The organism is Domibacillus sp. (genome assembly GCF_031181085.1).
Lineage (GTDB): Bacteria > Bacillota > Bacilli > Bacillales > Domibacillaceae > Domibacillus.
Map to the genome: position 1 here is coordinate 280,620 of NZ_JAPSLE010000002.1, position 24,926 is coordinate 305,545.

Below are 24,926 nucleotides of genomic sequence, written 5' to 3' on the forward strand. Positions count from 1 at the left end.
TTGCAAAAAATGCCCGTTTCTACTACCGTAGAAAAAGACGAAAGGGGCGACGAGCATGAAAATGAGAGTATCAGCCGTGCAGTATCACCTGCACACTATTGATTCATTTGATGAATTTGCAAAACAATGCGAACACTACATAAAAACAGCGATGGAATTTGAAGCAGAATTTATCCTATTTCCGGAGTTCTTTACAACACAGCTTTTGTCCATCGGCGATGAGAAAACGGGTGAAGCGCTTAAAATTACCGACCTGCCGCTGTTTACAGAAAGGTATGAGCGGCTGTTTTCAGGTTTTGCCAAAGAATATGACGTACATATTATCGGCGGCACGCACGTAACAGAATGGAAAGGCGGCATTCAAAATACGGCGTATTTGTTTTATCCGGACGGTTCGTATCAAATGCAGTCGAAACTGCATATTACACCGGCTGAAGTAGAAGGCTGGAATATGCAGCAGGGTGAAACGTTCCGCATTTTCGAAACGGAAAAAGGAACGATTGCCATCCTGACCTGCTATGATATTGAATTTCCTGAAGTGGTCCGCATGGCAAAAGCGAAGGGTGCAGATGTGGTTTTTTGCCCGTCTTGTACAGATGACATGCACGGTTTTCACCGTGTCCGCTATACGAGCCACGCCCGGGCGGTTGAAAACCAAATTTATGTGGTCGGCGCCGGCACGGTCGGCTCACTGCCAACGGTTGACTTAATGCGGTCGAATGTCGGGCAGGCGGTCGTGATTTCACCGAACGACATTCCATTCCCGCCGGGCGGCATTGTCGCAGAAGGGATTATGAATGATGATATGATTATTACAGCTGATCTGGATTTAGCGCTATTGTACGAAGTGCGCAAAAGAGGGTCCGTTACTACATGGCGTGACCGGCGAACAGACTTATATCCAGATTGGTGGGATCAGGATTGACCTATTACCAGGAATATTTTGCGTTTCAGGATAAAAAGCCGATAAAAGCCATTCTCCGTAATTATACGAAGCAGGACTTTAACGGACTGCTTGATGTGCAAAGAGCGGCTTTTCCGCCGCCATTCCCGCCGGAGCTATGGTGGAATACCGAGCAATTGCAAAATCATGTTGACCTGTTTCCAGAAGGAGCACTTTGTGTCGAAATCGAAGGGGAGATAGCCGGTTCGATGACCGCATTGATCATTCAATACGAGCCCGGCGATACACATTCGTGGGAAAAGGTAACGGACAATGGATATATCCGTAATCATAATCCAGACGGCAATACGCTGTATGTTGTCGATATTTGCGTCAAGCCGGCCTTTCGAAAGCTGGGACTCGCGAAAAAAATGGTCGAGGCCATGTACCAAACCGTTGTTCACTTAAATCTTGAACGGCTGCTTGGCGGCGGACGGATGCCCGGCTATCATCTTTATGCAGATACGCTCACTCCAGAGCAGTATCTACAAAAAGTCATCTCCGGAGAGATTTATGACACAGTCGTTACGTTTTTAATGCGTGCCGGCCGCGTTCCGGCCGGCGTTCTGCACAATTACCTGGATGATGAGGAATCCAAAAACTGTGCAGCTCTCATGGAATGGAAAAATCCTTTCCGAAAGGGTTGATATTTTAAATTGATTGTATTATGATAATAATCAGTCAAATAACAAAGCGTTGAAGAAGAAGAGTAGCGCTGTGAAATGCTAAAGAGAGCCGGCGGTTGGTGCAAGCCGGTGCGGGAAACAGTGTGAATGGGCTTCTGAGCTCCGGACCGAACATGATAAGTAGGCTCCGGCGTCCGTCTTACGTTACAAGGAACAGGCAGAAATGAATTCTGCTGTTAAAGTGGGCTGCAGTTTGCGGCCAATAAAGGTGGTACCACGGCTCCCCGTCCTTTTAGTGATGAGGGGGCCTTTTTGTATATAAAAATACGTTGATCGGAAAAAGTAAAGCAGACAAGCGCGTTAAAGAGAGCCGGGATGGTGGAAACCGGTACGAAGCCTCTGCTTGAATGGGTCCGTGAGTGGCAGCTTGAACGAGAAAGTAGAGCGCCCGGCAGCCGGCCGTTAACCGGATTTTAAGGGGAAGCATTTGCTTCAACGAGAGGTGGCACCGCGGGAAACCGTCCTCCATAGATGATGATCATCTATGGAGTTTTTTTATGCCCTGAAAGGAGAATGGAAGATGAATTTACAAACAACGCTAGCCTACAAACTAAAAGAAATAGAAGGGGATATGATTACACCGATCTCTATTTATCGTTTGCTTTCCGGCTCTAAAAAAATGCTGTTTGAATCATCAGCTAAACATGAAGAAAGCGGGCGCTACTCTTTTATTGCAGTAGATCCAATCGCCGAGTTCAAAGCGGATACAGCTGGATATGAATTGAGCAAAAAAGATGGAACAAAAGAAACCGGGTCGGGCAAATTTATGGACAAGCTCAAATCTATTATGCCTGTTCAAGAAGAGCAGCCATATCCGTTCCCATTTTTCGGAGGAGCAGCCGGCTACATTGGCTATGATACGGTTTTCTTTGAAGAAAAAATTGGCGAGCCGCTCACAGATGAGCTCGGCATGCCGGATGTGCACATGATGTTTTACGATACGTTCGTCGTCTACGATCACTTGATGCAGCGTGTAACGATTGCTGCAGTTGACTTGTTCGGCGGCCGGACAGAAGAAGAAATGGAAACGGCGATCGAGACGATCTACAACGATATTCATACCGGCCAAAAGCCGGATAGCGGGCAAGAAACACAGACGCTTATGTTCAGCTCGAGCCTTGAGCGGAATACCTTCTGCCAAATGGTTGAGCGGGCGAAGGAGCATATCATTCGCGGAGACATTTTCCAAGTCGTTCTTTCCCAGCGCTTATCTTCTCCGTTCGAAGGCGATCCGTTCACGCTTTACCGCCGTCTGCGGACGTCTAATCCGTCGCCGTATATGTTTTATATTGATTTTGAAGGCTATACCGTTCTTGGGACGTCACCAGAAAGCCTTGTAAAGGTAAGCGGCCGGACGGTAACAACGAATCCGATTGCCGGCACACGCCCGCGCGGCAGCTCGCAGGAAGAAGATGCGCGCCTGGCAGAAGAGCTGCTCGCAGATGAAAAAGAAATCGCCGAGCACCGTATGCTCGTGGATCTTGGCCGGAACGATGTCGGAAAAATTTCTGAAATTGGTTCTGTTACACTCGATAAATACATGAAGATTGAAAGATATAAGCACGTCATGCATATCGTCTCTGAAGTATCGGGCGAATTAAAAGAAGACTATCATCCACTTGATGCTTTAACCGCCTGCCTGCCCGCGGGAACTGTAAGTGGTGCACCAAAAATCCGCGCGATGCAGATTATTAACGACTTGGAGCCGGTAAAACGAGGCGTGTACTCGGGTGCGGTTGGCTATTTATCCGCAACCGGCAGCATGGACTTTGCGCTGGCGATCCGTACGATGGTTATTAAAGACGGCAAAGCGCATGTACAGGCTGGCGCAGGAATTGTATATGATTCGGTGCCGGAAACCGAATACGAAGAAACAATGCACAAAGCAAAAGCATTACTGGAGGTGCAAAAATGATTTTATTGATTGATAATTATGACTCTTTTACTTATAACCTATATCAGCAAATCAGCCGGATCGGCAAAAACGTCCGGGTTGTGCGAAACGATGAAATAACGATTGATGAAATTGAAGCTCTTGAGCCGGAAGCGATCGTCATTTCTCCTGGACCTGGCACACCGGAAGAAGCGGGCATCTCAATTGATGTGGTTCATGCTTTTTACCACCGAATTCCAATACTCGGCATCTGCCTTGGACACCAGGCCATTGCGGCGGCATTTGGAACGGATATTATTCAAGCAAAAACAATTAAACACGGCAAATTATCCATGGTCCGCCATAAAGGAAAAGGGTTGTTTGCGGCTGTACAGGGCCCGGTTCCAGTCATGCGCTACCATTCTTTAGTCGCAGACCCGAAAACGCTCAGCTCAAAACTTGAAGTCATCGCAGAGTCGGTCGATGACAATGAAATTATGGCGCTCCGCCACAAAGAATATCCGGTATTTGGCCTGCAGTTCCATCCAGAATCAATTGGTACGGAATTGGGGGATGAGCTGATTGCTGAATTTTTCCGGTCTTACCGGAAAGAGAAAAATATGAAAAAGTATTTATTGAAGCTTGCGGAAGGCCAGTCTCTTTCATTTGATGAAATGACAGATGCGGTTGAAGAAATTTTACAGGAAGATATTTCTGACAGTGAAATCGCTGCATTTTTAATGGCGCTGAAAGCAAAAGGCGAAACCGTCGATGAAATTGCTGCACTGGTGCACGTGCTTCGCCAAAATGCCGTATCCACTCGCACTGCCTGGAAAAATGTCATGGACAACTGTGGAACGGGGGGTGACGGCTCTCAAAGTTTTAATATTTCGACTACTTCTGCTTTTGTACTGGCAGGTGCGGGCGTCACAGTCGCGAAACACGGCAACCGGAGCGTATCGAGCAAAACCGGAAGTGCCGACGTGCTTGAGCACCTTGGCGTGTCACTGGACTTTGTAGCGGGTGAAACTGATAAACTTTTAGATGAAAATGGGATTACTTTTTTGTTTGCCCCACACGTTCATCCGAAAATGAAACGGATTATGAAAGTACGGCGCGATTTGAAAATTCCGACCATTTTCAACTTGATTGGACCGTTAACGAATCCGGTTCAGCTTGATACACAGCTGCTCGGTATTTACCGTCGTGATATGCTTGAGATGATGGCAGATGTATTAAACCGGCTTGGACGCAAGCGGGCCGTTGTGCTGAACGGTGCCGGCTACATGGATGAAGCGTCTTTAGCAGGGGAAAACCATCTGGTTGTGCTTGAAAACGGCGAGGTGAACAAAATGATTATTACACCGGAATCTGTCGGGCTGCCTGCTTATTCACTCGATGAAATCAAAGGCGGCGAAGCGGTTGAAAATGCACAAATTTTAAAGCGTATTTTAGAAGGGGATGAACAGGGTGCCTGCCGGGATACGGTTCTCCTCAATGCCGGCATTGGATTGTTTGCCTGCGGAAAAGCGAAAACAGTGAAAGAAGGCGTAGATATGGCGAGAGAAAGCATTGACTCGGGTGCTGCACTCTCGAAGCTGAACTACCTTGTTAACTACTCAAAATCCAGACAGAAAGAAGCGGTATTCGGATGACAACCATTTTAGATAAAATTATTGATAAAAAAAGAGAAGAAGTTACCCTGCTGAAAACAGCTGGTCTGTCCTATGCAGCGGACCGGAAACCGGTTTCGTTTTACGAACGAATTGCCGCTTCCAAAACAATGGCACTTATCGCGGAAGTAAAAAGAGCATCGCCTTCAAAAGGGGATATAAATATCGGTGTAGATCCTGTCCAACAAGCATCTATTTATGCCGAAAATGGTGCAGATGCTGTATCGGTTTTAACGGACACGCCCTTTTTCAAAGGAACGATGACCGATTTAGAAGCGGTAAAAGCAAGTATTGAGATTCCTGTGTTGAACAAAGACTTTATCATTGATCCTATTCAGATCGACCGTGCTTTTGTATCAGGCGGAGATATTATTCTATTAATTGCAGCGGCGCTTGAAGACGAAGATATGAAGCGTCTGTACACGCACGCAAAGGAAAAATCGCTTGATGTGCTTGTAGAAGTACACGATGAAGCGGAAATGGAACGGGCGCTCCGCCTTGGCGCAAACTTGATTGGGATTAACAATCGGAATTTAAAAACATTTGATATTGATTTGGCTGTGACAGAGCGGCTGCTTCGTTCATATGGACAGGAAAACGCCTTTTTTGTTTCCGAAAGTGGTATCCAGACAGCGGATGATGCCGTCCGCATGAAAGAAGCGGGGGCACGTGCCTTGCTTGTGGGAGAAACGTTAATGAGAGCGGATAATATTGGGGAAACGGTCCGTTCATTGAAAGTGGGGCTGTAAATGAACGTAAAAATTTGCGGCATTCAATCATTTGAAGCAGCGAGCTGGGCCAGGGAAGCGGGAGCGGATATGATCGGCTTTGTTTTTGCGGAAAGCAGCCGGAAAATTCCTTCCGAATTCGCACGCCAGCTTGCAGAAGCAGTAGGATCGGATGTAAAGAAAGTTGGCGTTTTTGTCAATGAATCTGAAGAAACGATTCGCTCGATTGTTGAAGAAGTTGGACTTGATTATGTGCAGCTGCATGGCGATGAGACAGCGGAATTTGCGCGCCGGATGCCGGTGCCCGTCATTAAAGCTTTTTCTGCCAAAGACAATCTTTCCTTTGAAGAAATGTTCGCCTTCCCGGCCGATTATATTTTAGTCGACAGCCCGCCTGCTGCGTACCGTGGTGGAAGCGGCCGGACATTTGACTGGTCTATTTTAGAAAATCCAGGTGTAGATAAATCCCGCTTGATTTTGGCAGGCGGTCTGCATCCTGATAATATTGAGGAAGCGGTCCAGTCGGTTGGTCCATTTGCGGTTGATATATCAAGCGGGGTCGAAACCGATGGACGAAAAGATGAAACAAAAATATTTCAATTTATAGAGCGTGCGAAAGGAGCCCACCAATCATGAGTAAAGTATACAACCAGCCGGATGAAAAAGGGCATTATGGAGAATATGGAGGCCGGTACGTGCCGGAATCCCTCATGCGTGCCGTAAAAGAATTAGAGGAAGCTTACCAGTCAGCGATGAAAGACGAAACGTTTTTATCCGAGCTGAACCGCTATTTAACCGACTATGTCGGACGTGAAAATCCGCTTTATTTTGCCGAAAATCTAACGAAAGCAGCAGGCGGCGCGAAAATCTATTTGAAGCGGGAAGATTTAAATCATACAGGCGCCCACAAAATCAATAACACGATCGGACAAGCTTTGCTTGCTGTAAGAATGGGCAAGAAAAAAGTCGTAGCTGAAACCGGTGCCGGCCAGCACGGAGTCGCAACAGCAACTGTATGTGCGCTTTTAAACCTCGAGTGCGTCATTTTTATGGGGGAAGAAGACATCCGCCGCCAGGAGCTAAACGTGTTCCGAATGGAGCTTCTTGGTGCGCGCGTTGAAAGTGTTTCCCAGGGAAGCGGAACGCTGAAAGACGCTGTTAATGAAGCGCTTCGCTACTGGGTAACGAACGTTGAAGATACCCATTACATTATGGGATCCGTGCTGGGTCCGCATCCATTCCCGCAGATTGTGCGTGATTTCCAGGCGGTCATTGGTCAGGAAACAAAAAAACAGCTGCAGGAAAAAGAAGGGCGTCTTCCGGATGCTGTTGTAGCCTGCATTGGCGGCGGCAGCAACGCGATGGGTATGTTCTACCCATTTATTGAAGATGAAAGCGTAAAAATGTACGGTGTTGAAGCATCCGGCAGCGGAGTCAATACGGACAAGCATGCCGCATCCATGACGATGGGCAGCGTCGGCGTCCTGCACGGCAGTAAAATGTATTTGCTGCAGGATGAAGCGGGCCAAATTCAAGAAGCTCATTCGATTTCAGCCGGTCTTGATTATCCGGGTGTTGGACCGGAACACAGCTTTTTAAAAGATTCCGGCCGGGTCATCTATGAACATATTACCGACGAAGAAGCACTTGAAGGATTTAAAGTACTGACAAAAACAGAAGGCATTATCCCGGCACTTGAAAGCTCTCATGCGATTGCATACGCCCTAAAGCTTGCACCGAAAATGAATCAAGACGAGATTATTGCCATTTGTTTATCCGGCCGCGGTGACAAAGACGTAGCGCAAATTAAAGAGCGGTTTGAAAGAGAGGGCAAGCAGGCATGACCAAGTTTAAAATGGCCGAAGCATTTCAAAAAGTAGAGCAAGAAGGAAAAAAAGCATTCACCGCTTACATTATGGCGGGTGATGGCGGGCTTCACACACTAAAAGACAACATTTTGCTTTTAGAGAAGTCCGGTGTAACCGTGATTGAGCTGGGTATACCGTTCTCCGACCCTGTCGCTGACGGCCCTGTTATTCAGGAAGCCGGCAAACGGGCGCTCAAAGAAAAAGTCACCCTTACTCAAATTTTAGAGGAGCTTGCTTCTTTCAAAGAAGAAATCGGCGTGCCGATTGTGATTATGACCTATGCTAATCCAGTGTTTAAAGTAGGGGCGGAGCGTTTTGCCGAACTGTGCGAACAAGCAGGTGTATCAGGCGTGATTATTCCGGACGTCCCAATGGAGGAAGAAGCAGAGTTTCGGGAGCCGCTTGCGAAGCGGGACATCGCGATGATCCGCTTTGTGACACTAACCAGCTCAGACGAGCGCATCGCCCAAACAGTGAAAGATGCAGAAGGGTTTATTTACGCGGTCACCGTTAACGGCATTACCGGCGCACGCGCCGGCTTTGCAGACGATCTCAGTGTTCATCTGTCCCGTATTGCGGAGCAAAGCCCTGTCCCGGTTCTGGCCGGATTTGGTGTATCGTCAAAAGAACAAGCTGAAACGCTGGGCGCAGCATGCGGCGGCGTCATCGTCGGCAGTAAAATTGTCCAGTTGCTTCATGAAGGAAAAGGCGAGGAAATCAAACAGCTTATCCCTTAAATCCCTTTTTAAAAGCAGGGCAGCAAGCAATCAAAAACCACCCTTTTTCGGTAGAAAAAGGGTGGTTTTTTTAATTGGATAGCACTTTCAGCCAGCATCGCTCGTTCTGCCATTCAAGCTCAACCGGCAGGCCGAATGCCTCGGAAAGAATACGGCTGGTAAGCACCTTTTTTTTCTCGCCTGCTGCGAGCATTCTTCCTTCTTTTAAAACAGCAACGTGTGTAATAGCCGGAAAAATTTCTTCAATATGATGCGTAACGTATAAAAGAGAGGTATTATGCCGTCCGGCTTGTTGTTCGAGCGCCGTGAGAAGTTCTTCCCGCGCTCTTACATCCAAGCCGGAGCATGGCTCATCTAAAATCATGGCATCAGGGTCAGCCATAAAAGCACGGGCAATGAGCACCCGCCGCTGTTCTCCCTGGGACATAAACCGGTACGGCTTGTCCGCTAAATAAGATAAACGAAGCGATGCCAGCAGTTCATCTGCTTTTTCCCAATCCGCGGCTTCTGTTTTTTCATAAAGCCCGATGGAATTAAAACGGCCGCTTACGACAATCTCCCGGGCGCTCTCCGTATTCAGCGTTTCTAAAAAACGGTTTAATGTATTGCCGACGAAGCCGAGGCGCTTTTTCACATACTCCCAGTTATAACGCCCATATTCGTGACCAAAAACCCGAATTGTGCCGCTTGTAGGGAATTCGTACCCGCCCATCATATTCAGCATCGTTGACTTGCCTGATCCATTTAACCCTAAAACAGCCCAATGCTCGCCCTCTTTTACGGTCCAGTTTACATTGTTTAAAATGACTTTGTCCTGCCGGACGAAACGTACTTGCTCATATGAAATTAATTCTGTCATTATGTATCACTCCCGCTTTTATTGTAACAGAAAAAAATGGATGCTATAAACGGTAAAAGAAGAAACCCGGTTATCTCATAGAGGAATTTTCAAGATGCTTTGATATGCTGTTTCGGCATCGGATTGATGCCAAAAATGAAAGGATTTTAGTATAAGATTTCACTAATGAACAGAGGGTATTCTATAACACTTTTTTATCGGTTTGAGGTGAAAAAAACCGCATAACGGCGCCTATTGGAGCGTTTTCATAAAATATGAAAAATAATTAAGTAAATTTGCAAAAAAGCTTGGTTTTTTGAAAAAACAGTAGTAAGATTGTACTTGAAAAAGGCAGTCTCCAGTCAACTGGAACTCATCAACAGAATCAGCCTTTTTCGTTTAAATTGCATTCAGAGTGGTAAGGATGTTCTGAAAGCGTTTTTAGATTTTTTTGTACATATTTTGGTAAAAGCGAACGTATACACGAAAATCAAATGGGCAACAAGTGGAGGTTTTTCAGTATGAACATGCAGATTAGCCAGGGAAACCCGTGGAAAAGCTTTTCGGGTCCAAACCTTGGGTATGTAATGGAAGTGTACGAACAATACTTGGCCGATCCAGATGCAATCGACCAGGAGCTGCGTCAGTTATTTGATCAATGGGGTCCCCCGGAGTCGTTAACCGGAAATACAGCGCAGCATACCGCATCAGCGGGTGATCTTGATAAGCTGTTTCGTGCCGTGAAGCTTGCAGACAGCATTCGTATTTATGGTCATTTGGCAGCAGATATTAATCCGCTTGATGACAGCAAAAAAGACACACGTCGTATTGATCTTGAAACATATGAGCTCACAGAAGCAGATCTTCGCCAAATACCGGTAGAGTATATTTGTCCAGGCGCCCCGGCACACGTTCAAAACGGGTATGACGCCATTATGCACTTGAAAAAAGTGTACACAGATAAGGTTGCTTTTGAATTTGCGCAAGTACATGATTTGGAAGAAAAACAATGGCTTCGCCAGCAAATCGAATCGACAGATTACTATCCAACGTTTACAGACAGTGACAAGAAAAAGCTGTTAAAACGCCTTACACAGGTTGAAGGATTTGAGAAATTCATTCATAAAACATTTGTCGGCCAAAAGCGCTTTTCTATTGAAGGCTTAGATGCCATGGTGCCGCTTTTAGATGAGCTTGTTCACCATTCGGCTGTAAAAGGCGCCCAAACGATTAATATCGGGATGGCTCACCGCGGTCGCTTAAACGTCCTTGCCCACATTCTCGGCAAACCGTACGAAATGATTTTTGCGGAATTTGCTCACGCACCAAGCAAAAAAATGCTGCCTCTTGGTTCTATGAAAATGAACTATTACGGCTGGACAGGCGACGTAAAGTATCACCTTGGTGCAGATCGCAGCTATAAAGAAGAAGATACACAAACAGCGCGTATTACCCTTGCGAACAATCCGAGCCACCTTGAGGTAGTTAGTCCAATTGTCGCCGGTTATACACGCGCCGCACAGGAAGACCGTACACAAAAAGGAAAACCAGCGTTAGATGTTTCTAAAGCGATGTCTATTATCATTCACGGAGACGCAGCATTCCCTGGACAGGGGATTGTCGGTGAAACGTTCAATATGAGCCAGATTAACGGCTATAAAACGGGCGGATCGATTCATATTATTGCGAATAATATGATCGGCTTTACAACGGAAAGCTATGATTCACGTTCTACACGGTATGCGTCCGATGTAGCCAAAGGCTTTGAAGTGCCAATCGTCCATGTGAACGCGGACGACCCGGAAGCATGTGTGGCTGCAGCATTTATGGCGGTCAACTACCGGTCACGCTTCGGTAAAGACTTTGTAATTGACTTGATTGGATACCGCCGTTTCGGCCATAACGAAATGGATGAGCCGATGACAACAAATCCAAACATGTACAATATTATTCATAAACATAAAACAGTTCGTGAACTGTATGCACAAAAACTCGCTGACCGCGGAGTTATTGAAAACGGGTATGCAGATGAAGTGTACCAAGAAAACGAGCAAAAGCTGAAAGACCTGTTTGAAACGGTTCCGAAAAAAGACGATAATCCGGATATTATTATGAATCCGCCGCAAGTCGTTGAGCAGGACCTGCCGTGCCATAAAACAGGTGTAAGTGAAGAAGACTTAAAAGCGATCAATCAAGAGCTTCTTCAATGGCCGGAAGGATTCCAGCCGTTTAAAAAGCTTGAACGGATTTTAAAACGCCGTGAGCAGCTGTTTGAGGAAGACGGCCAGGTTGATTGGGGTCATGCTGAAACACTAGCATTTGCTTCTATCTTAAAAGAAGGCACACCGATCAGACTAACAGGTCAAGATTCACAGCGCGGAACATTTGCGCACCGTAATCTTGTTTTGCACGATGAAAACAATGGCAAAGAATACAATACGCTGCATGGTTTAAGCAACGTATCCGCTTCATTTGATGTCATTAACTCGCCTTTAACAGAAACAGCTGTTGTCGGATTTGAATATGGCTATAACGTATTCTCTCCGGAAACACTCGTTCTTTGGGAAGCACAGTTTGGAGATTTTGCCAATATGGCCCAGGTAATGTTCGATCAGTTTGTTTCCTCAGGACGGGCGAAATGGGGTCAAAAATCAGGCTTGGTTATGCTTCTGCCGCATGGCTATGAAGGCCAGGGACCTGAGCATTCAAGCGGCCGCATAGAACGCTTCCTGCAGTCTGCAGCTGAAAACAACTGGACGGTAGCGAATTTGTCATCAACGGCTCAATATTTCCACATTTTGCGCCGTCAGGCTTCCATCCTGCAAAAAGAAGAAGTTCGCCCGCTTGTCATTATGACACCGAAAAGCTTGCTTCGTCATCCGCTGGCTGCGTCTAAAGCTTCCGAGTTTTCAAATGGAAACTTCAACATTATTGTGGAAGAGCCGAGAACAGGCAGCAAGCCGAAGAAAGTAGAGCGCATTGTGCTTTGCAGCGGGAAAGTGTCCATTGACCTTGCTGAGCAGATCGAGAAGTCAGAAGAAAATCTTGATTGGCTTCACGTATTACGGGTAGAAGAGTTATATCCGTTCCCGAAAGAAGAAATTACGGATATTTTAGAACGCTTCCCGAATGTAAAAGAAGTCATCTGGCTTCAGGAAGAACCGCAAAATATGGGTGCGTGGACATATATGGATCCAAGACTGCGTGATACAGTTCCAGAAGGCGCATCCGTCCGTTACGTAGGCCGCCGCCGCCGTTCTAGTCCATCAGAAGGCGATGCGATTGTTCACAAGAAAGAACAAGCTCGTATTCTGCGTACTGTATTAACGAAAGAACAGTAAAAATAACCGGCTCCACCCTGGGGCCGGAAATGTACATAAAACGACATGGAAATTACTGAGGAGGATTTTATCGTGGCTGAAATTAGAGTTCCTGAACTAGCAGAATCAATTACAGAAGGTACAATTGCGCAATGGCTGAAACAACCGGGTGATTACGTTGAAAAAGGCGAATATATTGTTGAGCTTGAAACGGACAAAGTCAATGTAGAAGTTATTTCTGAAGAAGCAGGAACCATCAAAGAATTGCAAGCGGCAGAAGGCGACACGGTCGAAGTAGGCCAGGTAATCGCCATCGTAGAAGCAGGAGCGGGCAGTTCTGCAGGAACGTCTGCACCAGCTGAAACGGAAGCTGCGCCTGTTCAAACAGAGGCGAAAGCAAAAGAAGATATCGTAAAAGAAGATTCTGCTCAAAAACAGGAAGAAGCAGCAAGCCGTACGGTTGCTTCACCAGCTGCTCGTAAACTTGCACGTGAAAAAGGCATCGATTTAAATGCTGTTAAAACGGTTGATCCACTTGGACGTGTACGCGTGCAGGATGTAGAATCACATCAAAACACACCGGCTTCGGCACCAAAGCAGGCTGCTCCACAAAAGCAAGCGGCTTCCGCACCGAAAGCACAGGACAGCGGCAAACCGGTTGAGCGCGAGCGCATGAGCCGCCGCCGTCAGACGATTGCAAAACGCCTGGTGGAAGTACAGCAGACAGCAGCGATGCTGACAACGTTTAACGAAATCGATATGACGAATATTATGGACCTTCGTAAACGTAAAAAAGATAAATTCTTTGATGATCATGATGTTCGCCTGGGCTTTATGTCGTTCTTTACAAAAGCAGTTGTAGCGGCGTTGAAAAAGTATCCATATGTAAATGCGGAAATTGACGGAGACGAAATTGTCTTGAAGAAGTTTTATGATATCGGCGTTGCCGTATCAACAGACGATGGCTTAGTTGTACCGGTCGTGCGTGACTGTGACCGCAAAAACTTTGCAGAAATCGAAGGCTCTATTATGGATATGGCTTTGAAAGCACGCGACAACAAGCTGGCGCTTGGTGACCTGCAGGGAGGTTCGTTTACGATCACGAACGGCGGTGTATTCGGTTCCCTTCTATCAACACCAATTTTAAACGGCTCGCAAGTAGGTATTCTTGGTATGCATACGATTCAAAGACGCCCGGTTGCGATTGGTGACGCGGTCGAAATCCGTCCGATGATGTATGTGGCTCTTTCATACGATCACCGCATTATTGATGGAAAAGAAGCGGTTGGATTCTTGAAAATGGTTAAAGAGTTAATTGAAAATCCAGAAGACCTTCTTCTTGAAGGATAAGAAAAAACCCGCAGCGCCTGCTGCGGGTTTTTCTTGTTTATGAGCTCTTTTCAAGTTTAGGAGAAAGACCTCGCTTATTCACTTCTGTTTTTAATGTTTCAATTTCAGATTTGTTTCGGTCTTGTTTCAATGCGTCCCTGTAAGCAGCCACCAGCATCTCGTCACTCATAATTTTCATTTTATGACCTCCTTGGATATGGTGTTTAAATAAAGAGAAAAAAGTTTCTCTTTATTTTCTGATTATTATACTATCAATAGAATAAAAGGCAAATGATAACAGTGAAAAGACAAAAAACGATATAATATTCCTAAATAATATACTAGTTTTTGAAAGTTTTTAAGTAAAATCATGAAAAAGGAGGTATTTTGTTGTATATTTATAAGAGTAGTGATATAAGCAAAACAGACCAGTTGGCTGATGAAAATGGTATGTCTTCTTTTACGTTAATGGAACTTGCCGGAGCTAGTTTATGGAAAAAAATAGCTTCTTCGAACAAAATAAGTGATCATTCGTTTATTATTTTAGCCGGGAAAGGAAACAACGGCGGTGATGGGATTGTGCTCGCACGTTACCTGAAACGGGCCGGGGCTGCCTGTCATCTTTTCTTCCCAGACGGACTGCCTAAAACGGGTGCGGCAAAGCAGCATTTAACGTATTTTGAAACATGCGGCTACTCCTATGAAACGGGTCTGCCGGCTACTTCGGCCTCTATTGTCGTCGATGCGCTTTTAGGCGCTGGCACGCGGCTGCCGCTATCAAAAGCAATCAGGGAGAGCGTGAACTGGATAAATGGGCAAAAGGCGCATGTTATCTCGATTGACCTGCCGACTGGTACAGCAACTGATAATGGGGACTGTGATGAATCCGTTCTTTATGCACATAAAACGTACGTCCTTCATGGGTATAAGCCATCCCGGTTTTTATACCCGGCGGCGGCTTGTTATGGAGAAACTGAAATTGTCGACATTGGACTTATACACACATCGAATTGGAAGGTGTACGAGCCGGCTCCTCATTCCCGTTCTTTTTACCATCTTGGGCATAATACCCATAAAGGCACATTTGGCCATGGCCTTCTGGTGGCCGGAACCGGTGAAATGCCTGGCAGTGCAGCGCTTGCTGCATTAGGAGCTGTGTCATGCGGAGCAGGTAAGCTGACTGTGCAGACGGATCAAGAAGCAGTCCCGGTCATTGCTTCTCATGTGCCAGAAGCGATGTATCATTTTAAAAAAGGAATAGACGACGATCATCCATACGAGGCGGTTGCTGCCGGATGCGGCAGAGCAGCAGACGGAGAAATGGAAGAGATCGTTCAGCATTTATTGCAGCAGGAGAAGCCGGTCGTTTTAGATGCAGGTGCACTAGGGCCGCGAAGCTACAAGGAAGCAAGGTGCCCGGTAGTAGTAACGCCGCATCCTGGTGAGTTTGCGCGGATGACAGGAAAACCGGTTGGCTTTATTCAAAAAAATCGGCTGCAGGAAGCCTCGGCATATGCAGTCGAACACGGCGTAACGGTTGTGTTAAAAGGGGAATATACCGTCATAGCATTCGCGGATGGAAGCGGCTTTGTTAATCAAACAGGAAATGAAGGGTTGTCTAAAGGCGGAAGTGGCGATACACTGACAGGTGTGATGCTGGCGCTTATCATGCGTAATCCTGATCTTAAGGCCGCTGTCGCGGATGCTGTTTATCTGCACGGAAAATGTGCGGATCATTGGAAACAGCTTCGTCCGGCCCAAGCGATGCGCCCCCTTGGTATTCACGAGCTGATTCCGGATGCAATAAATGAAATAATAAAGGAGACCAACGAAACATGATTCATTTAAACTGGGACAAAACAAAAACGATTAAACAGGTAAAATGCGTTCATACAGACGCCAAAAAGTATGTTGTTGAAAATGCGCTGACAAAAGGAAACGTTTATGAGGTAAAAAACGAAACCGAGGAATTTTATTTTGTATTAGATAATAAGGGCCGTGTTTCCGGCTTTTACAAAGATTATTTTGAAGAAGTAACGGGATAAACGAATGTTAGCTGCAAGGGGGCAGAAAAATGTTTAACGAGCGCATGGCCTTAAAGATCAGGCTGGATCAATTAGCGGATGCGGAAGTTCGAGTTATGCAGGAATTTAAAAAAGAACGGGAAGCGATTTTTGCGCGGCTTCAGGAGCTGGATGAAACAGAAGAGAATCACACACCTGGCATAACAGTTGCTGCTGACATAACAGCTGCGGCTGATATAACAGCTGTTACGACAGTTGGAGCACCGCCAAAAGTACGCAGAGGACGCCGGAGCGAAGGGTTAACAGAGCTTCGCGATACAACCATCCGCATTTTGAAAAAGCAGAATACGCCTATTCGCGGCATCGAGCTGCAGCGTTATGTAGAGGAGCAGTCCGGCAAAAAAATTGCAAACATGACCACTTTTATGAATAGTCTTGAGCGCGAAAATGCACATGTCCGCAAGCTTGGGCGGGGTCTTTACATTTACGAATATGATTTATAATGCAAAAAAGCGGACGGGCAGTCCGCTTTTTTGCGTTGTATGCCTTTTCAGGTGTATGATAAAGCGTGCACAGTTATGAGAAAGGAAGATTTATTTGAACATTACAACCTTGCCAGAATCGATTCAATCGATCATTCATGAAAGAAAAAAACAATTTGGACTCGAAGAAGATACACAGTCCACTTCCTATATAGCCCAAAGTGAAGAGATCGTATCAGATACGGTTATTTCTTTGGCGCTTGGCAAAAACATTTTGCTGAAAGGGCCAACAGGTTCCGGAAAAACAAAACTGTCAGAATCACTTGCTGCATTTTTTGGCCAGCCGGTTCACAGTATTAACTGTTCCATTGATCTGGACGCTGAGGCGATGCTTGGCTTTAAAACGATTGTCGAGGCAGAGGGCAAAACACAAATTGATTTTGTGGAAGGTCCTGTTATACAAGCGATGAAAAAAGGACATCTTTTATATATTGATGAAATTAATATGGCAAAGCCGGAAACGCTGCCGATCTTAAACGGTGTATTGGACTATCGCCGTCAAATCACGAATCCGTTCACAGGAGAAGTCGTGACTGCAAAGCCGACATTCAGTGTTATTGCCGCTGTCAATGAAGGATATGCAGGTACAGCGCCGATGAATGAAGCGCTGAAAAACCGTTTTATCGTATTTGAGATTCCGTACATTTCAGGAGATGTCCTGCTGCAGGTATTAAAGCAGCAGTCTGTTCTTCAGGATCAGGCGATGCTTGAGAAATTCGTTTCTCTGTCCGGTGACTTAACGACACTTGTCGAAAGCGGCCGTTTGCCGGAAGAAGCTTCTTCGATCCGCGCGCTGGTGGATGCATGCGACCTGGCTCTTTACATGCCGCCAATGCGGGCCGTGGAAAGCGCGATTGCCGGCAAGCTTGACGATGAACGAGAAAAAGCCGCAGTCCTAAACGCGGCGGAAACATGGTTCGCCTAACATGGAACGGTTCATACAGTTTAATGACGAAACAGTCAACTCCGCTTTTTGGATGGAACTGTCGGACCTTGCTGCGGCTCTGTCTCAAAATCCGGATTTAAAAGTGGAATTTGGCCCGCTTGCTTATTTGCAAAAAACGCCGGCCATTCTGTTTGCCAGCCATTTCTGGCACCATCGTTCCAAGGAAGAAGAAACAGCGGGATTAAAAACGGATGTTTACCTGCGTGCACTTGGCACGATTCAGTGGACGGACGAAGCGGTCATTAAGTCCTTCATGGCTCGGTTTAAAGGAGATTTCGCCCGGCAGCTGCTTGCCGCTGCCGAAGATATTCGCTTGGAGCCCATGTGTATGGGCGCGCGCCCTGGAACAAAAGGAGCTTTTCATATCCGCCGCCAGGTGCTGCGGCGTTACCATGAAGTACAGCTGTCGGTGAATCAATCCAAAGGTTTTTACATGGATGCCGTTTTTAATGCTCTGTTTGTTCTGTGGCAGGCAGATGCACCTTTTGAATGGCCGGCTATTCATCCAGCTGTAGACCGTGCCGTGCCGTTTATCGATCGTACTGCCAGAGAGCTGTTTGATGCACGGTCGACAAAAGATGCAGCCAGAGTGGCCGGGGAGATCGCTGAGGTATTAGAAGAGCTTGAGCTGCGCAGCATGGTAAATAAGTACAGCCATCTTCCGGATTACCGGGAGCCGTCGGCGGATGAAGCCGTGGTGGATCCAGGAAAGCGGCAGGATCCGCTTGTAAATGATGATGAGGCAGCTGAAAAAGAAAACGAGCAGTTTGACGAACAGTTCTCTACCTGGCACCGCGAATCAGAGGAAACACGCGGTACCTTTATGCAGTTTGATCTTGACCAGGGAACGAAAACACCGATGATGGGCAACACAGCCCGTGAAGGAGACGAAGGAGATGCAGCCCTTGCTTCCGTGCAGGGACGCTCTAAAAAGTCCTCACGTGAGCAATATAACCGGCTGCTTGCCGAGCGTCGTGACGAAGAAAGCAAGGCAGATGAAGCGCATTACGGAAAAGAAAACATTGGCGCCAAAGCGATTTACGAAAAGCCGCGTACAGCAAGTGATACAGAACGGGAAGAGTACCGCCGGATGAGAGATGAAACGGCATCCGTTGTCCAGACGCTGAAGCGGATGATTCAAAAATCGATTGAAAAGAAAAAAACAAGTCCGCGTACGGATTTGTTAACAGGGCGCCTGGGACGTAAGCTGACGCGCTATTTTACCGATGAGAATCCACGGCTGTTTTACAAAAAGCAGGAGCCGTCCCGTGAAATTGATGCTGCTTTTTATTTATTGATTGATAGTTCTGCGTCTATGTACGATAAAATGGATGACGTGAAAAAAAGCGCCGTACTGTTTCATGAAACATTGTCCTCTCTTCGAGTGCCACATGAAATTACCGGCTTTTGGGAGGATACGTCTCCTCTTTCAAAAGAAGTGAAGCCGAATTATTTCTTAACGGCTGTGCCTTTTCAAGCATCCCACCAAAAGGATGCGGGCTATGCCATTATGCAGCTTCGGCCTGAAGAAGACAACCGGGATGGCTTTGCCCTCCGCCTGGCCATTGAAAAAATGGAACGCCGGAGTGAAGCGCGAAAATTCCTTATTGTTTTCTCAGACGGAGAGCCGTCCGCTGCTGATTACGATAAAAACGGTGTACTTGATACCCATGAAGCCGTAATGATGGCACGCAAAAAAGGGATGACCGTGTTTAATCTGTTCATTGGAGAAGAGGCGCTTGATGAAGCACGCCGCCAGACAATGAAGACCATTTACGGGCATGGCTCTATCATGGCTCCTGATGTATCAGAGCTTCCTCACGTGTTAACGCCTATTTTAAAAAAGCTGTTGTTTGAAAGTATTTAAGCCATCGTTTGATTAAATTCAAATACAAAAAAGCTGCTCCGTTATGGAACAGCTTTTTTGTATTTGAATTTATTGTTTTAAACGCAGCAGCTGTTGTTTTAAATCGTCTTCCATCACAAGCAATTCGTCTTCCGCTGCTTTTCGTTTTGCACGCCCGTCCTGCTGGATGCGGATTGTTTCTTCAAGCGTTGTAATTAAGTTTTCCTGTGTTTTCTTTAATGTTTCAATATCAACAAGGCCGCGCTCATTTTCACGAGCTGTCTCGATCGAGTTGACTTTCAGCATTTCAGAGTTTTTCAGCAGCAGGTCATTCGTGGTTTTCGATACTTCTTTTTGTGCCTTTACGGCTTTTTGCTGGCGGACCAGCGTTAAAGCAATGGCGATTTGGTTTTTCCAGAGCGGCACAGCCGTTAAAATGGAAGACTGGATTTTTTCAGCCAGAGCCTGATTTGTATTTTGAATCAAACGGATTTGCGGCGCGCTTTGAATCGTAATCTGGCGGCTCAGCTTCAAGTCGTGCAGACGCTTTTCAAGCCGGTCCGCAAAAGCGATCATATCATTGACTTCCTGGAAATCCATTTGATCACCCGTCTGCTCTGCTTTTTGGCGCAGCGCCGGGATCGTTTTCGTTTCGATTTCTTCGAGCTTTAATTCTCCAGCAGCGATGTAGATATTGAGCGCCTGGAAATATTCTTTGTTTTTTTCATAGAGCTGCTCAAGCATCCGGATATCTTCGATAAGTCCGCGCTTGGAATGTTCAAGCTTGACCCCGATGCGGTCGATTTGAGCACCGACTTTTTGGTAGCGCGTCATCACTTCCTGCACTGAATCCGATACTTTGCCAAACATACGGGAAAACACATTTCGCTTTTCCTCCCGCAGTTCATCTGGATTTACATTTTTTAAGTTTTTCATCAAATCATTTAAAATATCGCCAACCGGCCCGATATCCTTGCGCTGTACATGATCAAGCATATGGTGTGAGAAATCAGACAGCTTTGTTTGTGCAGCAGTCCCGAAGGAAAAAACCGCCTGCTGGTTTCCAGCTTCAATTTGCGCGGCCAGCTGCTCTGCTTTCTGGCGGTGTTCAGCCGGAAGCAGATCGACAAGCCGTTTAGATTGTGGAGAAGGGGCAGCTGTGCCCGGGGCAGAAGGCATGTCCCCAAATGGATCGGCAAGCAGGTCATTTAATAAATCATCGTTTTTTGCGCCCGTAACGGGTGCCTGTTGTGACTGTAGTTCGTTGTTCATCTTCGTTGTCTCCTTTCAAAGCAGGTTGTTCAGTTTCGATTAGTTTCTTCGTTTGAGTCGTGCGCTGCCGGGCAACATCGAGTTCGATCGTTAAATGCTCAATATCACGGGCGAGCACTTGACGAAGATCCGCTTCTAATGTTTGGGACAGGTCACCAAGTGTTTCAGTCGTTTCGAGCAAGGATCGTTTCATATCCGGGCCTTTTACTTTTTTGCTTGAGAGAAGCGCTGATTTTTCAGCCAGCTCCACCACTGAATCCAGATGAGAATAGAAAAAAGGCTCAATCTCGTAAAACCGCTTCGGTTCTTTTTTGACAACCGAATAAATACGCTTTACCAGACTGTTTAATTCAATCATTTGTTTAAGAGAACGAAGGCTCCGTACCTTTAAAAACAAATGCTGCAGCCGGGACAGCTTCGCTTTCGCTTCTTTTAGCTGATCAAGTATATAGTAATATTCTCTACGGCTTAATCCATATTTTTTTTGGATTCGTCTGTTGCCGAAATTGGTATACAGCATAAACATTCCTGCAAAACCGGCTGCGAATGCCGCCCATGCCAGCCATCCATCAAACGGCATTGTCAGCACGAGGGCTGCTGCGAGTGAAACGGCCAGGCGGCGGGACCAATAAAAAGAATATCGCATCGTTCATCCACTCCATTTTATCATTTTGCTCTTTTACATGAGCGTATTTTGTTTCTTTATACGGACAAGCCGCAGAAAAAGTTTCATCTATAGTCCATTGTTTACGTTTTTTTCTATGAAAAAACCCCTTTTTGAAAAAAGGGGCATTTCTTATTTTGCTGATTCTTCAGCCGGCGGGTGGTTTTGATAATATTTGCGCCCGATCCATGATTGGAAAATAAGAATCAGTCCACTGACGCTCCAGTAAATAGGAAGGGCAGCCGGCGCGTTAAAAGAGAAAATTAAAATCATAATCGGCGACAGCAGGCCGATAAATTTCATCTGCTGCTGCTGTTCGGCCGGCATTGTCTGCATGGACAGACGGAATTGAACATAGTACATAATACCCGCAATAACGGCCATGGCAATGTCAGGCTGTCCGAGACGGAACCAAAGGAATTCATGCGCTTTTATATCTTCTGAGACGGTAATGGCGTAATAAAGGCCTGTCCAGACCGGCAGCTGTAAAAGCATCGGCAAGCAGCCCATGGCCATTGGATTGATGCCATTTTCTTTGTAAAGAGTCATCATTTCCATTTGAATCTTCCGCTGTTCTTCCTGTGTTTTAGCCGCTTTTAATCGTGCTTGAATATCAGTCATCTGCGGTTTTACTTTTTCCATCTTGTGGCGCATGGCGGCCTGCTTTTTCATCGAATTCAGCATAGACGGCATCAGAATTAATCGTACCGCAATAGTAATGACGATGATTGCCATTCCATAACTGCCAAACATTTCACCGAGCCAGTGAATCAGTTCAACGAACGGATTCACGAGGTAATCATGGAAAAAATGGCCTTCTGTTTGTGCGCTTTGACAGCCGGATAACAAAACGGCCGATAAAGCAGTAAGCGCAATCGTTAATTTTTTTTTCAAATTCGTTCCTCCTGCGCCTGCTAGCAGGCTAGTTGCTTTAGACAAAAAAAGTATACTCCTTTTTTCCTGCAAAAACAATTAATCAATTATAAGGGGTATTGTAAACCTTTAATTTTATTAGGTTGACAAAATGAAGACCAATCCTTTAATCTGGAAAAAAAGGAGGGGTTACCATGTCAACATGGACTCAATTAGCTGTACAGATTTTAGAAGGTTACAAGCTTTCAGAAAGGGAAGCAGAGAATATTTTAACATGTCCTGATGAAGAGGTTTTGCAGCTGCTCGAGGGCGCTTTTCATCTTCGCCGCCATTATTACGGAAAGAAAGTTAAACTGAATATGATCATCAATACAAAATCCGGCTTATGTCCGGAGGATTGCGGCTATTGTTCTCAATCGTCCCAGTCAACGGCTCCCATTCAAAAATACCGGATGATGAACCGTGAACAAATTGTGGCCGGTGCCGAAAAAGCCCATTCCCTTGGCGCAAATACCTACTGCATCGTGGCGAGCGGAAGAGGACCGTCTAAAAAAGAACTCGACACAGTCACAGAGGCGGTAAAAGAGATAAAAAGCAAATATGGGATGCGCATTTGTGCATGCCTGGGACTCCTAAAACCGGAGCAGGCTGTACAGCTGAAAGAAGCAGGAGTGGACCGGTACAACCATAATATAAATACATCCAAAAACCATCACGAGTCGATTACGACTACCCATACATACAACGATCGTACAGAAACAGTCGGCCGCGTAAAAGAAAGCGGCATGTCCCCATGCTCCGGCGTCATTATCGGCATGGGTGAAACGAATGAAGATATTATCAATATGGCTTTTAGCCTGAGGGAGCTTGATGCCGACTCAATTCCGATTAATTTCCTGCATGCCATACCGGGTACAAAGCTTGAGGACGCTAAGCCGCTTACACCGCTTTTTTGCTTAAAAGTACTTGCGTTGTTCCGTTTTATCAATCCATCAAAAGAAATCCGAATTTCAGGCGGCCGGGAAGTGAATTTGCGTTCCGTTCAGCCGCTTGGCTTGTACGCTGCCAATTCTATTTTTTTAGGAAGCTATTTGACGACTCCCGGCCAGGAAGTCACGGCAGATCATAAAATGATTGAGGATATGGGATTTGAAGTAGAGCAGGCGCACGAGCAGGCTCCTGTTTAATAGACCAAAAAGGTCCATTTGTAGACAAATAAAATCTTTTACTCAAGTAACTCTTTGCTTCCTGTTGATGTAAGGAGTGCGGGCGATTGGGATAGGAGCCGATAGGGCGGTGGGCGCTGAGCCCGTCTTCGCAGCACAACTGCCCGGCCGGTCTCAGCTGACCCGCTCGTCCCATAGGAGTCTTCGCCGCACACCCGCCGCGGTTGAACAAACATGCACAGCCTGACAGATACACTTTCCCTTATCGCCTCTATTTAAGAAGCACTATTTCTTGAAAAGATACCTGCCGCTTTCAGCAGTAAAAGCTTTCGTGAAAAAGACTGACGACTTTGTCGACAGTCTTAAAGATCTATGAATTCTTTTACTGAAACACAAGAAAAGTGAGTTATAAGGCTTAAAATAAAAATAGCTGCCTGTTGTTTAATAATAAAAAGAAAAAAAGAGGAGTGGGAATCCCACTCCTTTTATCACGACAATTTATGGTTTTAAAATAAAATCCCGTGAAACGTTTCTGTTGATTTTTCACAAAAAAATGAAATGAAGTATTAGACCGAAACTGTTTAAAAAATGGCACACTTTCATACAAATGTGCCATTAGAGTAACTAATTCCTCATTCCATTGTAACGCTAAACTTTATGCACATACTATTTTTTTTGGATTTTCATAAAAAACAATTATCTTAATCAGATTCTTATTTTTAAAAGAAATTAGTCATTGTAGTAGGGTGGCTCTTTTCCCTTCTGATCATAAGCAGACAAACTTCCTCGTTCTACTTTATAGGACAACGACCAAGAACCACTTGCAGCTTCCTTACTCCAATGCTCCGTAAAAGTAACAAGATATATTTCAGATTCCAGTTCTTTTACGCTTGTTTCTCTAACTACATTATAACCTTGAATGATTCCTTCCCACTTGCCAACTTCCTTAGGAAAACCCTTTATAACAGACTCATTGTCATTGGTCGTAAACTCAACAGCTTCTTCTTTTGTAAAAGGAGGGACGGGAGGAGAAGAAATATAAAAATACAGCCAGCCGATAAAAGCTACAATCATAGGAATAAGCCAGAGTATCTTTATACTCTTTTGGTTTTCCATTCTCTTCTCTAACCACTTATCTATTAGTGCATAAAGCAGCGCTACAACCAAACCATAAATTGCAAAAATCAAATCTTGAAATAAAATGCCATTTACTAAACCAAACAAACTAAGAATGACTACATATAACCAATCTTGATTTTTAAACCATTTTTTGTGAAAGTACTCAATGACAAGAGAAATAATATTTCCATAAATAAGAACAATTGCACCGACGTACATGAAGAACATAGATGACAAAAGAAGAAAGTTAGTTCCCAAATCATATATGAAATCAGTTTCTTCAGCCATATCGTAAAACGCTAAAAATAGTGATGCCAAAGTGGTGGTAATAAATGTTGCCAGTGCTTTTCGTATGGCTAAGTATGTAAAATTCATTTTTATCCTCCCTGTGTTAGTAGTATAGCAAAAGTGATAAATGTAGTGATAAAACGGTGAAAAAAGTGCAAAAAAAGGTGTAACAACAAAATGGTTGATACACC

At 45.5% G+C, this 24,926-nt stretch carries 22 protein-coding genes and 2 other annotated features; of the genes, 16 read left to right on the forward strand and 6 right to left on the reverse strand.

All coding sequences use genetic code 11. From position 1 onward, the window contains the following. Positions 1 to 55: 55 nt before the first annotated feature. The 8 genes from RIN81_RS05130 to trpA all read left to right on the forward strand — a co-directional run bounded on the left by RIN81_RS05130 (position 56) and on the right by trpA (position 8,508). On the forward strand, positions 56 to 925 hold the full coding sequence (locus RIN81_RS05130; RefSeq protein ID WP_251270764.1) for a carbon-nitrogen hydrolase family protein: 870 nt from the start codon (positions 56 to 58) through the stop codon (positions 923 to 925). Further along, entirely contained in the window at positions 922 to 1,590 is a 669-nt protein-coding gene (locus RIN81_RS05135; RefSeq protein WP_309088004.1) for a GNAT family N-acetyltransferase, read from the forward strand. The genes RIN81_RS05130 and RIN81_RS05135 overlap by 4 nt, the downstream gene beginning before the upstream one ends. Positions 1,591 to 1,630: 40 nt before the next feature. Further along, positions 1,631 to 1,864 (forward strand) — a binding site (T-box leader). 25 nt (positions 1,865 to 1,889) lie between these two features. After that, positions 1,890 to 2,098 (forward strand) — a binding site (T-box leader). A 51-nt stretch (positions 2,099 to 2,149) separates the two neighbouring features. Next, positions 2,150 to 3,544, forward strand: a complete 1,395-nt coding sequence (trpE, locus tag RIN81_RS05140; RefSeq protein WP_309088006.1) for an anthranilate synthase component I — start codon at positions 2,150 to 2,152, stop codon at positions 3,542 to 3,544. Then, positions 3,541 to 5,157, forward strand: a complete 1,617-nt coding sequence (locus RIN81_RS05145; RefSeq protein WP_309088008.1) for a bifunctional anthranilate synthase component II/anthranilate phosphoribosyltransferase — start codon at positions 3,541 to 3,543, stop codon at positions 5,155 to 5,157. The genes trpE and RIN81_RS05145 overlap by 4 nt, the downstream gene beginning before the upstream one ends. Next, positions 5,154 to 5,924, forward strand: coding sequence for an indole-3-glycerol phosphate synthase TrpC (gene trpC / locus RIN81_RS05150; protein WP_309088010.1), 771 nt, complete (start codon positions 5,154 to 5,156; stop codon positions 5,922 to 5,924). The genes RIN81_RS05145 and trpC overlap by 4 nt, the downstream gene beginning before the upstream one ends. After that, positions 5,925 to 6,539 carry a phosphoribosylanthranilate isomerase gene (locus RIN81_RS05155; protein ID WP_309088012.1) on the forward strand — a complete coding sequence of 205 codons (615 nt, stop codon included), beginning with the start codon at positions 5,925 to 5,927 and terminating at the stop codon, positions 6,537 to 6,539. It abuts the gene before it with no gap. Further along, positions 6,536 to 7,747 carry a tryptophan synthase subunit beta gene (gene trpB, locus RIN81_RS05160; RefSeq protein WP_309088014.1) on the forward strand — a complete coding sequence of 404 codons (1,212 nt, stop codon included), beginning with the start codon at positions 6,536 to 6,538 and terminating at the stop codon, positions 7,745 to 7,747. Before RIN81_RS05155 ends, trpB begins: the two co-directional genes overlap by 4 nt. Next, the gene (gene trpA, locus RIN81_RS05165) at positions 7,744 to 8,508 is read left to right on the forward strand and encodes a tryptophan synthase subunit alpha (RefSeq protein WP_309088016.1); all 765 of its coding nucleotides are present in this window, start codon (positions 7,744 to 7,746) and stop codon (positions 8,506 to 8,508) included. The genes trpB and trpA overlap by 4 nt, the downstream gene beginning before the upstream one ends. 70 nt (positions 8,509 to 8,578) lie before the next feature. Here the strand turns inward: trpA and RIN81_RS05170 are convergent, their stop codons facing one another. Then, positions 8,579 to 9,367 carry an ABC transporter ATP-binding protein gene (locus RIN81_RS05170; protein ID WP_309088018.1) on the reverse strand — a complete coding sequence of 263 codons (789 nt, stop codon included), beginning with the start codon at positions 9,365 to 9,367 and terminating at the stop codon, positions 8,579 to 8,581. Positions 9,368 to 9,867: 500 nt separating this feature from the next. On the opposite strand from RIN81_RS05170, the gene RIN81_RS05175 reads away from it, so the two are divergent. After that, the gene (locus tag RIN81_RS05175; RefSeq protein ID WP_309088020.1) at positions 9,868 to 12,687 is read left to right on the forward strand and encodes a 2-oxoglutarate dehydrogenase E1 component; all 2,820 of its coding nucleotides are present in this window, start codon (positions 9,868 to 9,870) and stop codon (positions 12,685 to 12,687) included. Between the two features lie 72 nt (positions 12,688 to 12,759). Continuing rightward, on the forward strand, positions 12,760 to 14,016 hold the full coding sequence (gene odhB / locus RIN81_RS05180) for a 2-oxoglutarate dehydrogenase complex dihydrolipoyllysine-residue succinyltransferase (RefSeq protein ID WP_309088022.1): 1,257 nt from the start codon (positions 12,760 to 12,762) through the stop codon (positions 14,014 to 14,016). 37 nt (positions 14,017 to 14,053) lie between these two features. On the opposite strand, the gene sda is transcribed toward odhB, so the two are convergent. Next, on the reverse strand, positions 14,054 to 14,194 hold the full coding sequence (gene sda / locus RIN81_RS05185) for a sporulation histidine kinase inhibitor Sda (RefSeq protein ID WP_309088024.1): 141 nt from the start codon (positions 14,192 to 14,194) through the stop codon (positions 14,054 to 14,056). A 191-nt stretch (positions 14,195 to 14,385) separates the two neighbouring features. Between sda and RIN81_RS05190 the strand changes: the two genes are divergently transcribed. From RIN81_RS05190 to RIN81_RS05210, 5 genes are all read left to right on the forward strand, one after another. Next, complete coding sequence (locus tag RIN81_RS05190) at positions 14,386 to 15,834, forward strand: NAD(P)H-hydrate dehydratase (RefSeq protein ID WP_309088026.1); 1,449 nt, start codon at positions 14,386 to 14,388, stop codon at positions 15,832 to 15,834. Then, complete coding sequence (locus RIN81_RS05195) at positions 15,831 to 16,040, forward strand: DUF6501 family protein (RefSeq protein ID WP_242232880.1); 210 nt, start codon at positions 15,831 to 15,833, stop codon at positions 16,038 to 16,040. Before RIN81_RS05190 ends, RIN81_RS05195 begins: the two co-directional genes overlap by 4 nt. A gap of 29 nt (positions 16,041 to 16,069) precedes the next feature. Then, a complete protein-coding gene (locus RIN81_RS05200; RefSeq protein WP_309088028.1) occupies positions 16,070 to 16,522 on the forward strand; it encodes a Rok-like winged helix domain-containing protein in 453 nt (150 codons plus the stop codon). An 88-nt stretch (positions 16,523 to 16,610) separates the two neighbouring features. Then, entirely contained in the window at positions 16,611 to 17,486 is an 876-nt protein-coding gene (locus RIN81_RS05205; RefSeq protein ID WP_375164503.1) for an ATP-binding protein, read from the forward strand. Between the two features lies 1 nt (position 17,487). Beyond that, positions 17,488 to 19,374 carry a vWA domain-containing protein gene (locus tag RIN81_RS05210; RefSeq protein WP_309088032.1) on the forward strand — a complete coding sequence of 629 codons (1,887 nt, stop codon included), beginning with the start codon at positions 17,488 to 17,490 and terminating at the stop codon, positions 19,372 to 19,374. Between the two features lie 69 nt (positions 19,375 to 19,443). Here the strand turns inward: RIN81_RS05210 and RIN81_RS05215 are convergent, their stop codons facing one another. The 3 genes from RIN81_RS05215 to yidC all read right to left on the reverse strand — a co-directional run bounded on the left by RIN81_RS05215 (position 19,444) and on the right by yidC (position 22,183). Then, positions 19,444 to 20,625, reverse strand: coding sequence for a toxic anion resistance protein (locus RIN81_RS05215; protein ID WP_309088034.1), 1,182 nt, complete (start codon positions 20,623 to 20,625; stop codon positions 19,444 to 19,446). Next, positions 20,570 to 21,271, reverse strand: coding sequence for a 5-bromo-4-chloroindolyl phosphate hydrolysis family protein (locus RIN81_RS05220; protein WP_309088036.1), 702 nt, complete (start codon positions 21,269 to 21,271; stop codon positions 20,570 to 20,572). The genes RIN81_RS05215 and RIN81_RS05220 overlap by 56 nt, the downstream gene beginning before the upstream one ends. Positions 21,272 to 21,421: 150 nt before the next feature. Next, positions 21,422 to 22,183, reverse strand: coding sequence for a membrane protein insertase YidC (yidC, locus tag RIN81_RS05225; protein ID WP_309088038.1), 762 nt, complete (start codon positions 22,181 to 22,183; stop codon positions 21,422 to 21,424). Positions 22,184 to 22,356: 173 nt separating this feature from the next. Here yidC and bioB point away from each other — a divergent pair, with 173 nt between their 5' ends. After that, positions 22,357 to 23,349: a biotin synthase BioB gene (bioB, locus tag RIN81_RS05230; protein WP_309088040.1), complete on the forward strand. Its 993-nt coding sequence runs from the start codon at positions 22,357 to 22,359 to the stop codon at positions 23,347 to 23,349. A 708-nt stretch (positions 23,350 to 24,057) separates the two neighbouring features. Here the strand turns inward: bioB and RIN81_RS05235 are convergent. Beyond that, positions 24,058 to 24,822, reverse strand: a complete 765-nt coding sequence (locus RIN81_RS05235; protein WP_309088042.1) for a hypothetical protein — start codon at positions 24,820 to 24,822, stop codon at positions 24,058 to 24,060. Positions 24,823 to 24,926 lie beyond the last annotated feature (104 nt).

What these genes read in the sequence shown, in the direction of transcription:
- bioB (WP_309088040.1), top strand. Translation starts at nt 22,357, where the DNA reads ATGTCAACATGGACTCAATTAGCTGTACAGATTTTAGAAGGTTACAAG.
- RIN81_RS05200 (WP_309088028.1), top strand. Translation starts at nt 16,070, where the DNA reads ATGTTTAACGAGCGCATGGCCTTAAAGATCAGGCTGGATCAATTAGCG.
- trpB (WP_309088014.1), top strand. Translation starts at nt 6,536, where the DNA reads ATGAGTAAAGTATACAACCAGCCGGATGAAAAAGGGCATTATGGAGAA.
- sda (WP_309088024.1), bottom strand. Translation starts at nt 14,194, where the DNA reads ATGAAAATTATGAGTGACGAGATGCTGGTGGCTGCTTACAGGGACGCA.
- RIN81_RS05210 (WP_309088032.1), top strand. Translation starts at nt 17,488, where the DNA reads ATGGAACGGTTCATACAGTTTAATGACGAAACAGTCAACTCCGCTTTT.
- RIN81_RS05155 (WP_309088012.1), top strand. Translation starts at nt 5,925, where the DNA reads ATGAACGTAAAAATTTGCGGCATTCAATCATTTGAAGCAGCGAGCTGG.
- RIN81_RS05235 (WP_309088042.1), bottom strand. Translation starts at nt 24,822, where the DNA reads ATGAATTTTACATACTTAGCCATACGAAAAGCACTGGCAACATTTATT.
- RIN81_RS05220 (WP_309088036.1), bottom strand. Translation starts at nt 21,271, where the DNA reads ATGCGATATTCTTTTTATTGGTCCCGCCGCCTGGCCGTTTCACTCGCA.
- RIN81_RS05130 (WP_251270764.1), top strand. Translation starts at nt 56, where the DNA reads ATGAAAATGAGAGTATCAGCCGTGCAGTATCACCTGCACACTATTGAT.
- RIN81_RS05215 (WP_309088034.1), bottom strand. Translation starts at nt 20,625, where the DNA reads ATGAACAACGAACTACAGTCACAACAGGCACCCGTTACGGGCGCAAAA.
- trpE (WP_309088006.1), top strand. Translation starts at nt 2,150, where the DNA reads ATGAATTTACAAACAACGCTAGCCTACAAACTAAAAGAAATAGAAGGG.
- RIN81_RS05145 (WP_309088008.1), top strand. Translation starts at nt 3,541, where the DNA reads ATGATTTTATTGATTGATAATTATGACTCTTTTACTTATAACCTATAT.
- RIN81_RS05195 (WP_242232880.1), top strand. Translation starts at nt 15,831, where the DNA reads ATGATTCATTTAAACTGGGACAAAACAAAAACGATTAAACAGGTAAAA.
- RIN81_RS05175 (WP_309088020.1), top strand. Translation starts at nt 9,868, where the DNA reads ATGAACATGCAGATTAGCCAGGGAAACCCGTGGAAAAGCTTTTCGGGT.
- trpC (WP_309088010.1), top strand. Translation starts at nt 5,154, where the DNA reads ATGACAACCATTTTAGATAAAATTATTGATAAAAAAAGAGAAGAAGTT.
- trpA (WP_309088016.1), top strand. Translation starts at nt 7,744, where the DNA reads ATGACCAAGTTTAAAATGGCCGAAGCATTTCAAAAAGTAGAGCAAGAA.
- RIN81_RS05170 (WP_309088018.1), bottom strand. Translation starts at nt 9,367, where the DNA reads ATGACAGAATTAATTTCATATGAGCAAGTACGTTTCGTCCGGCAGGAC.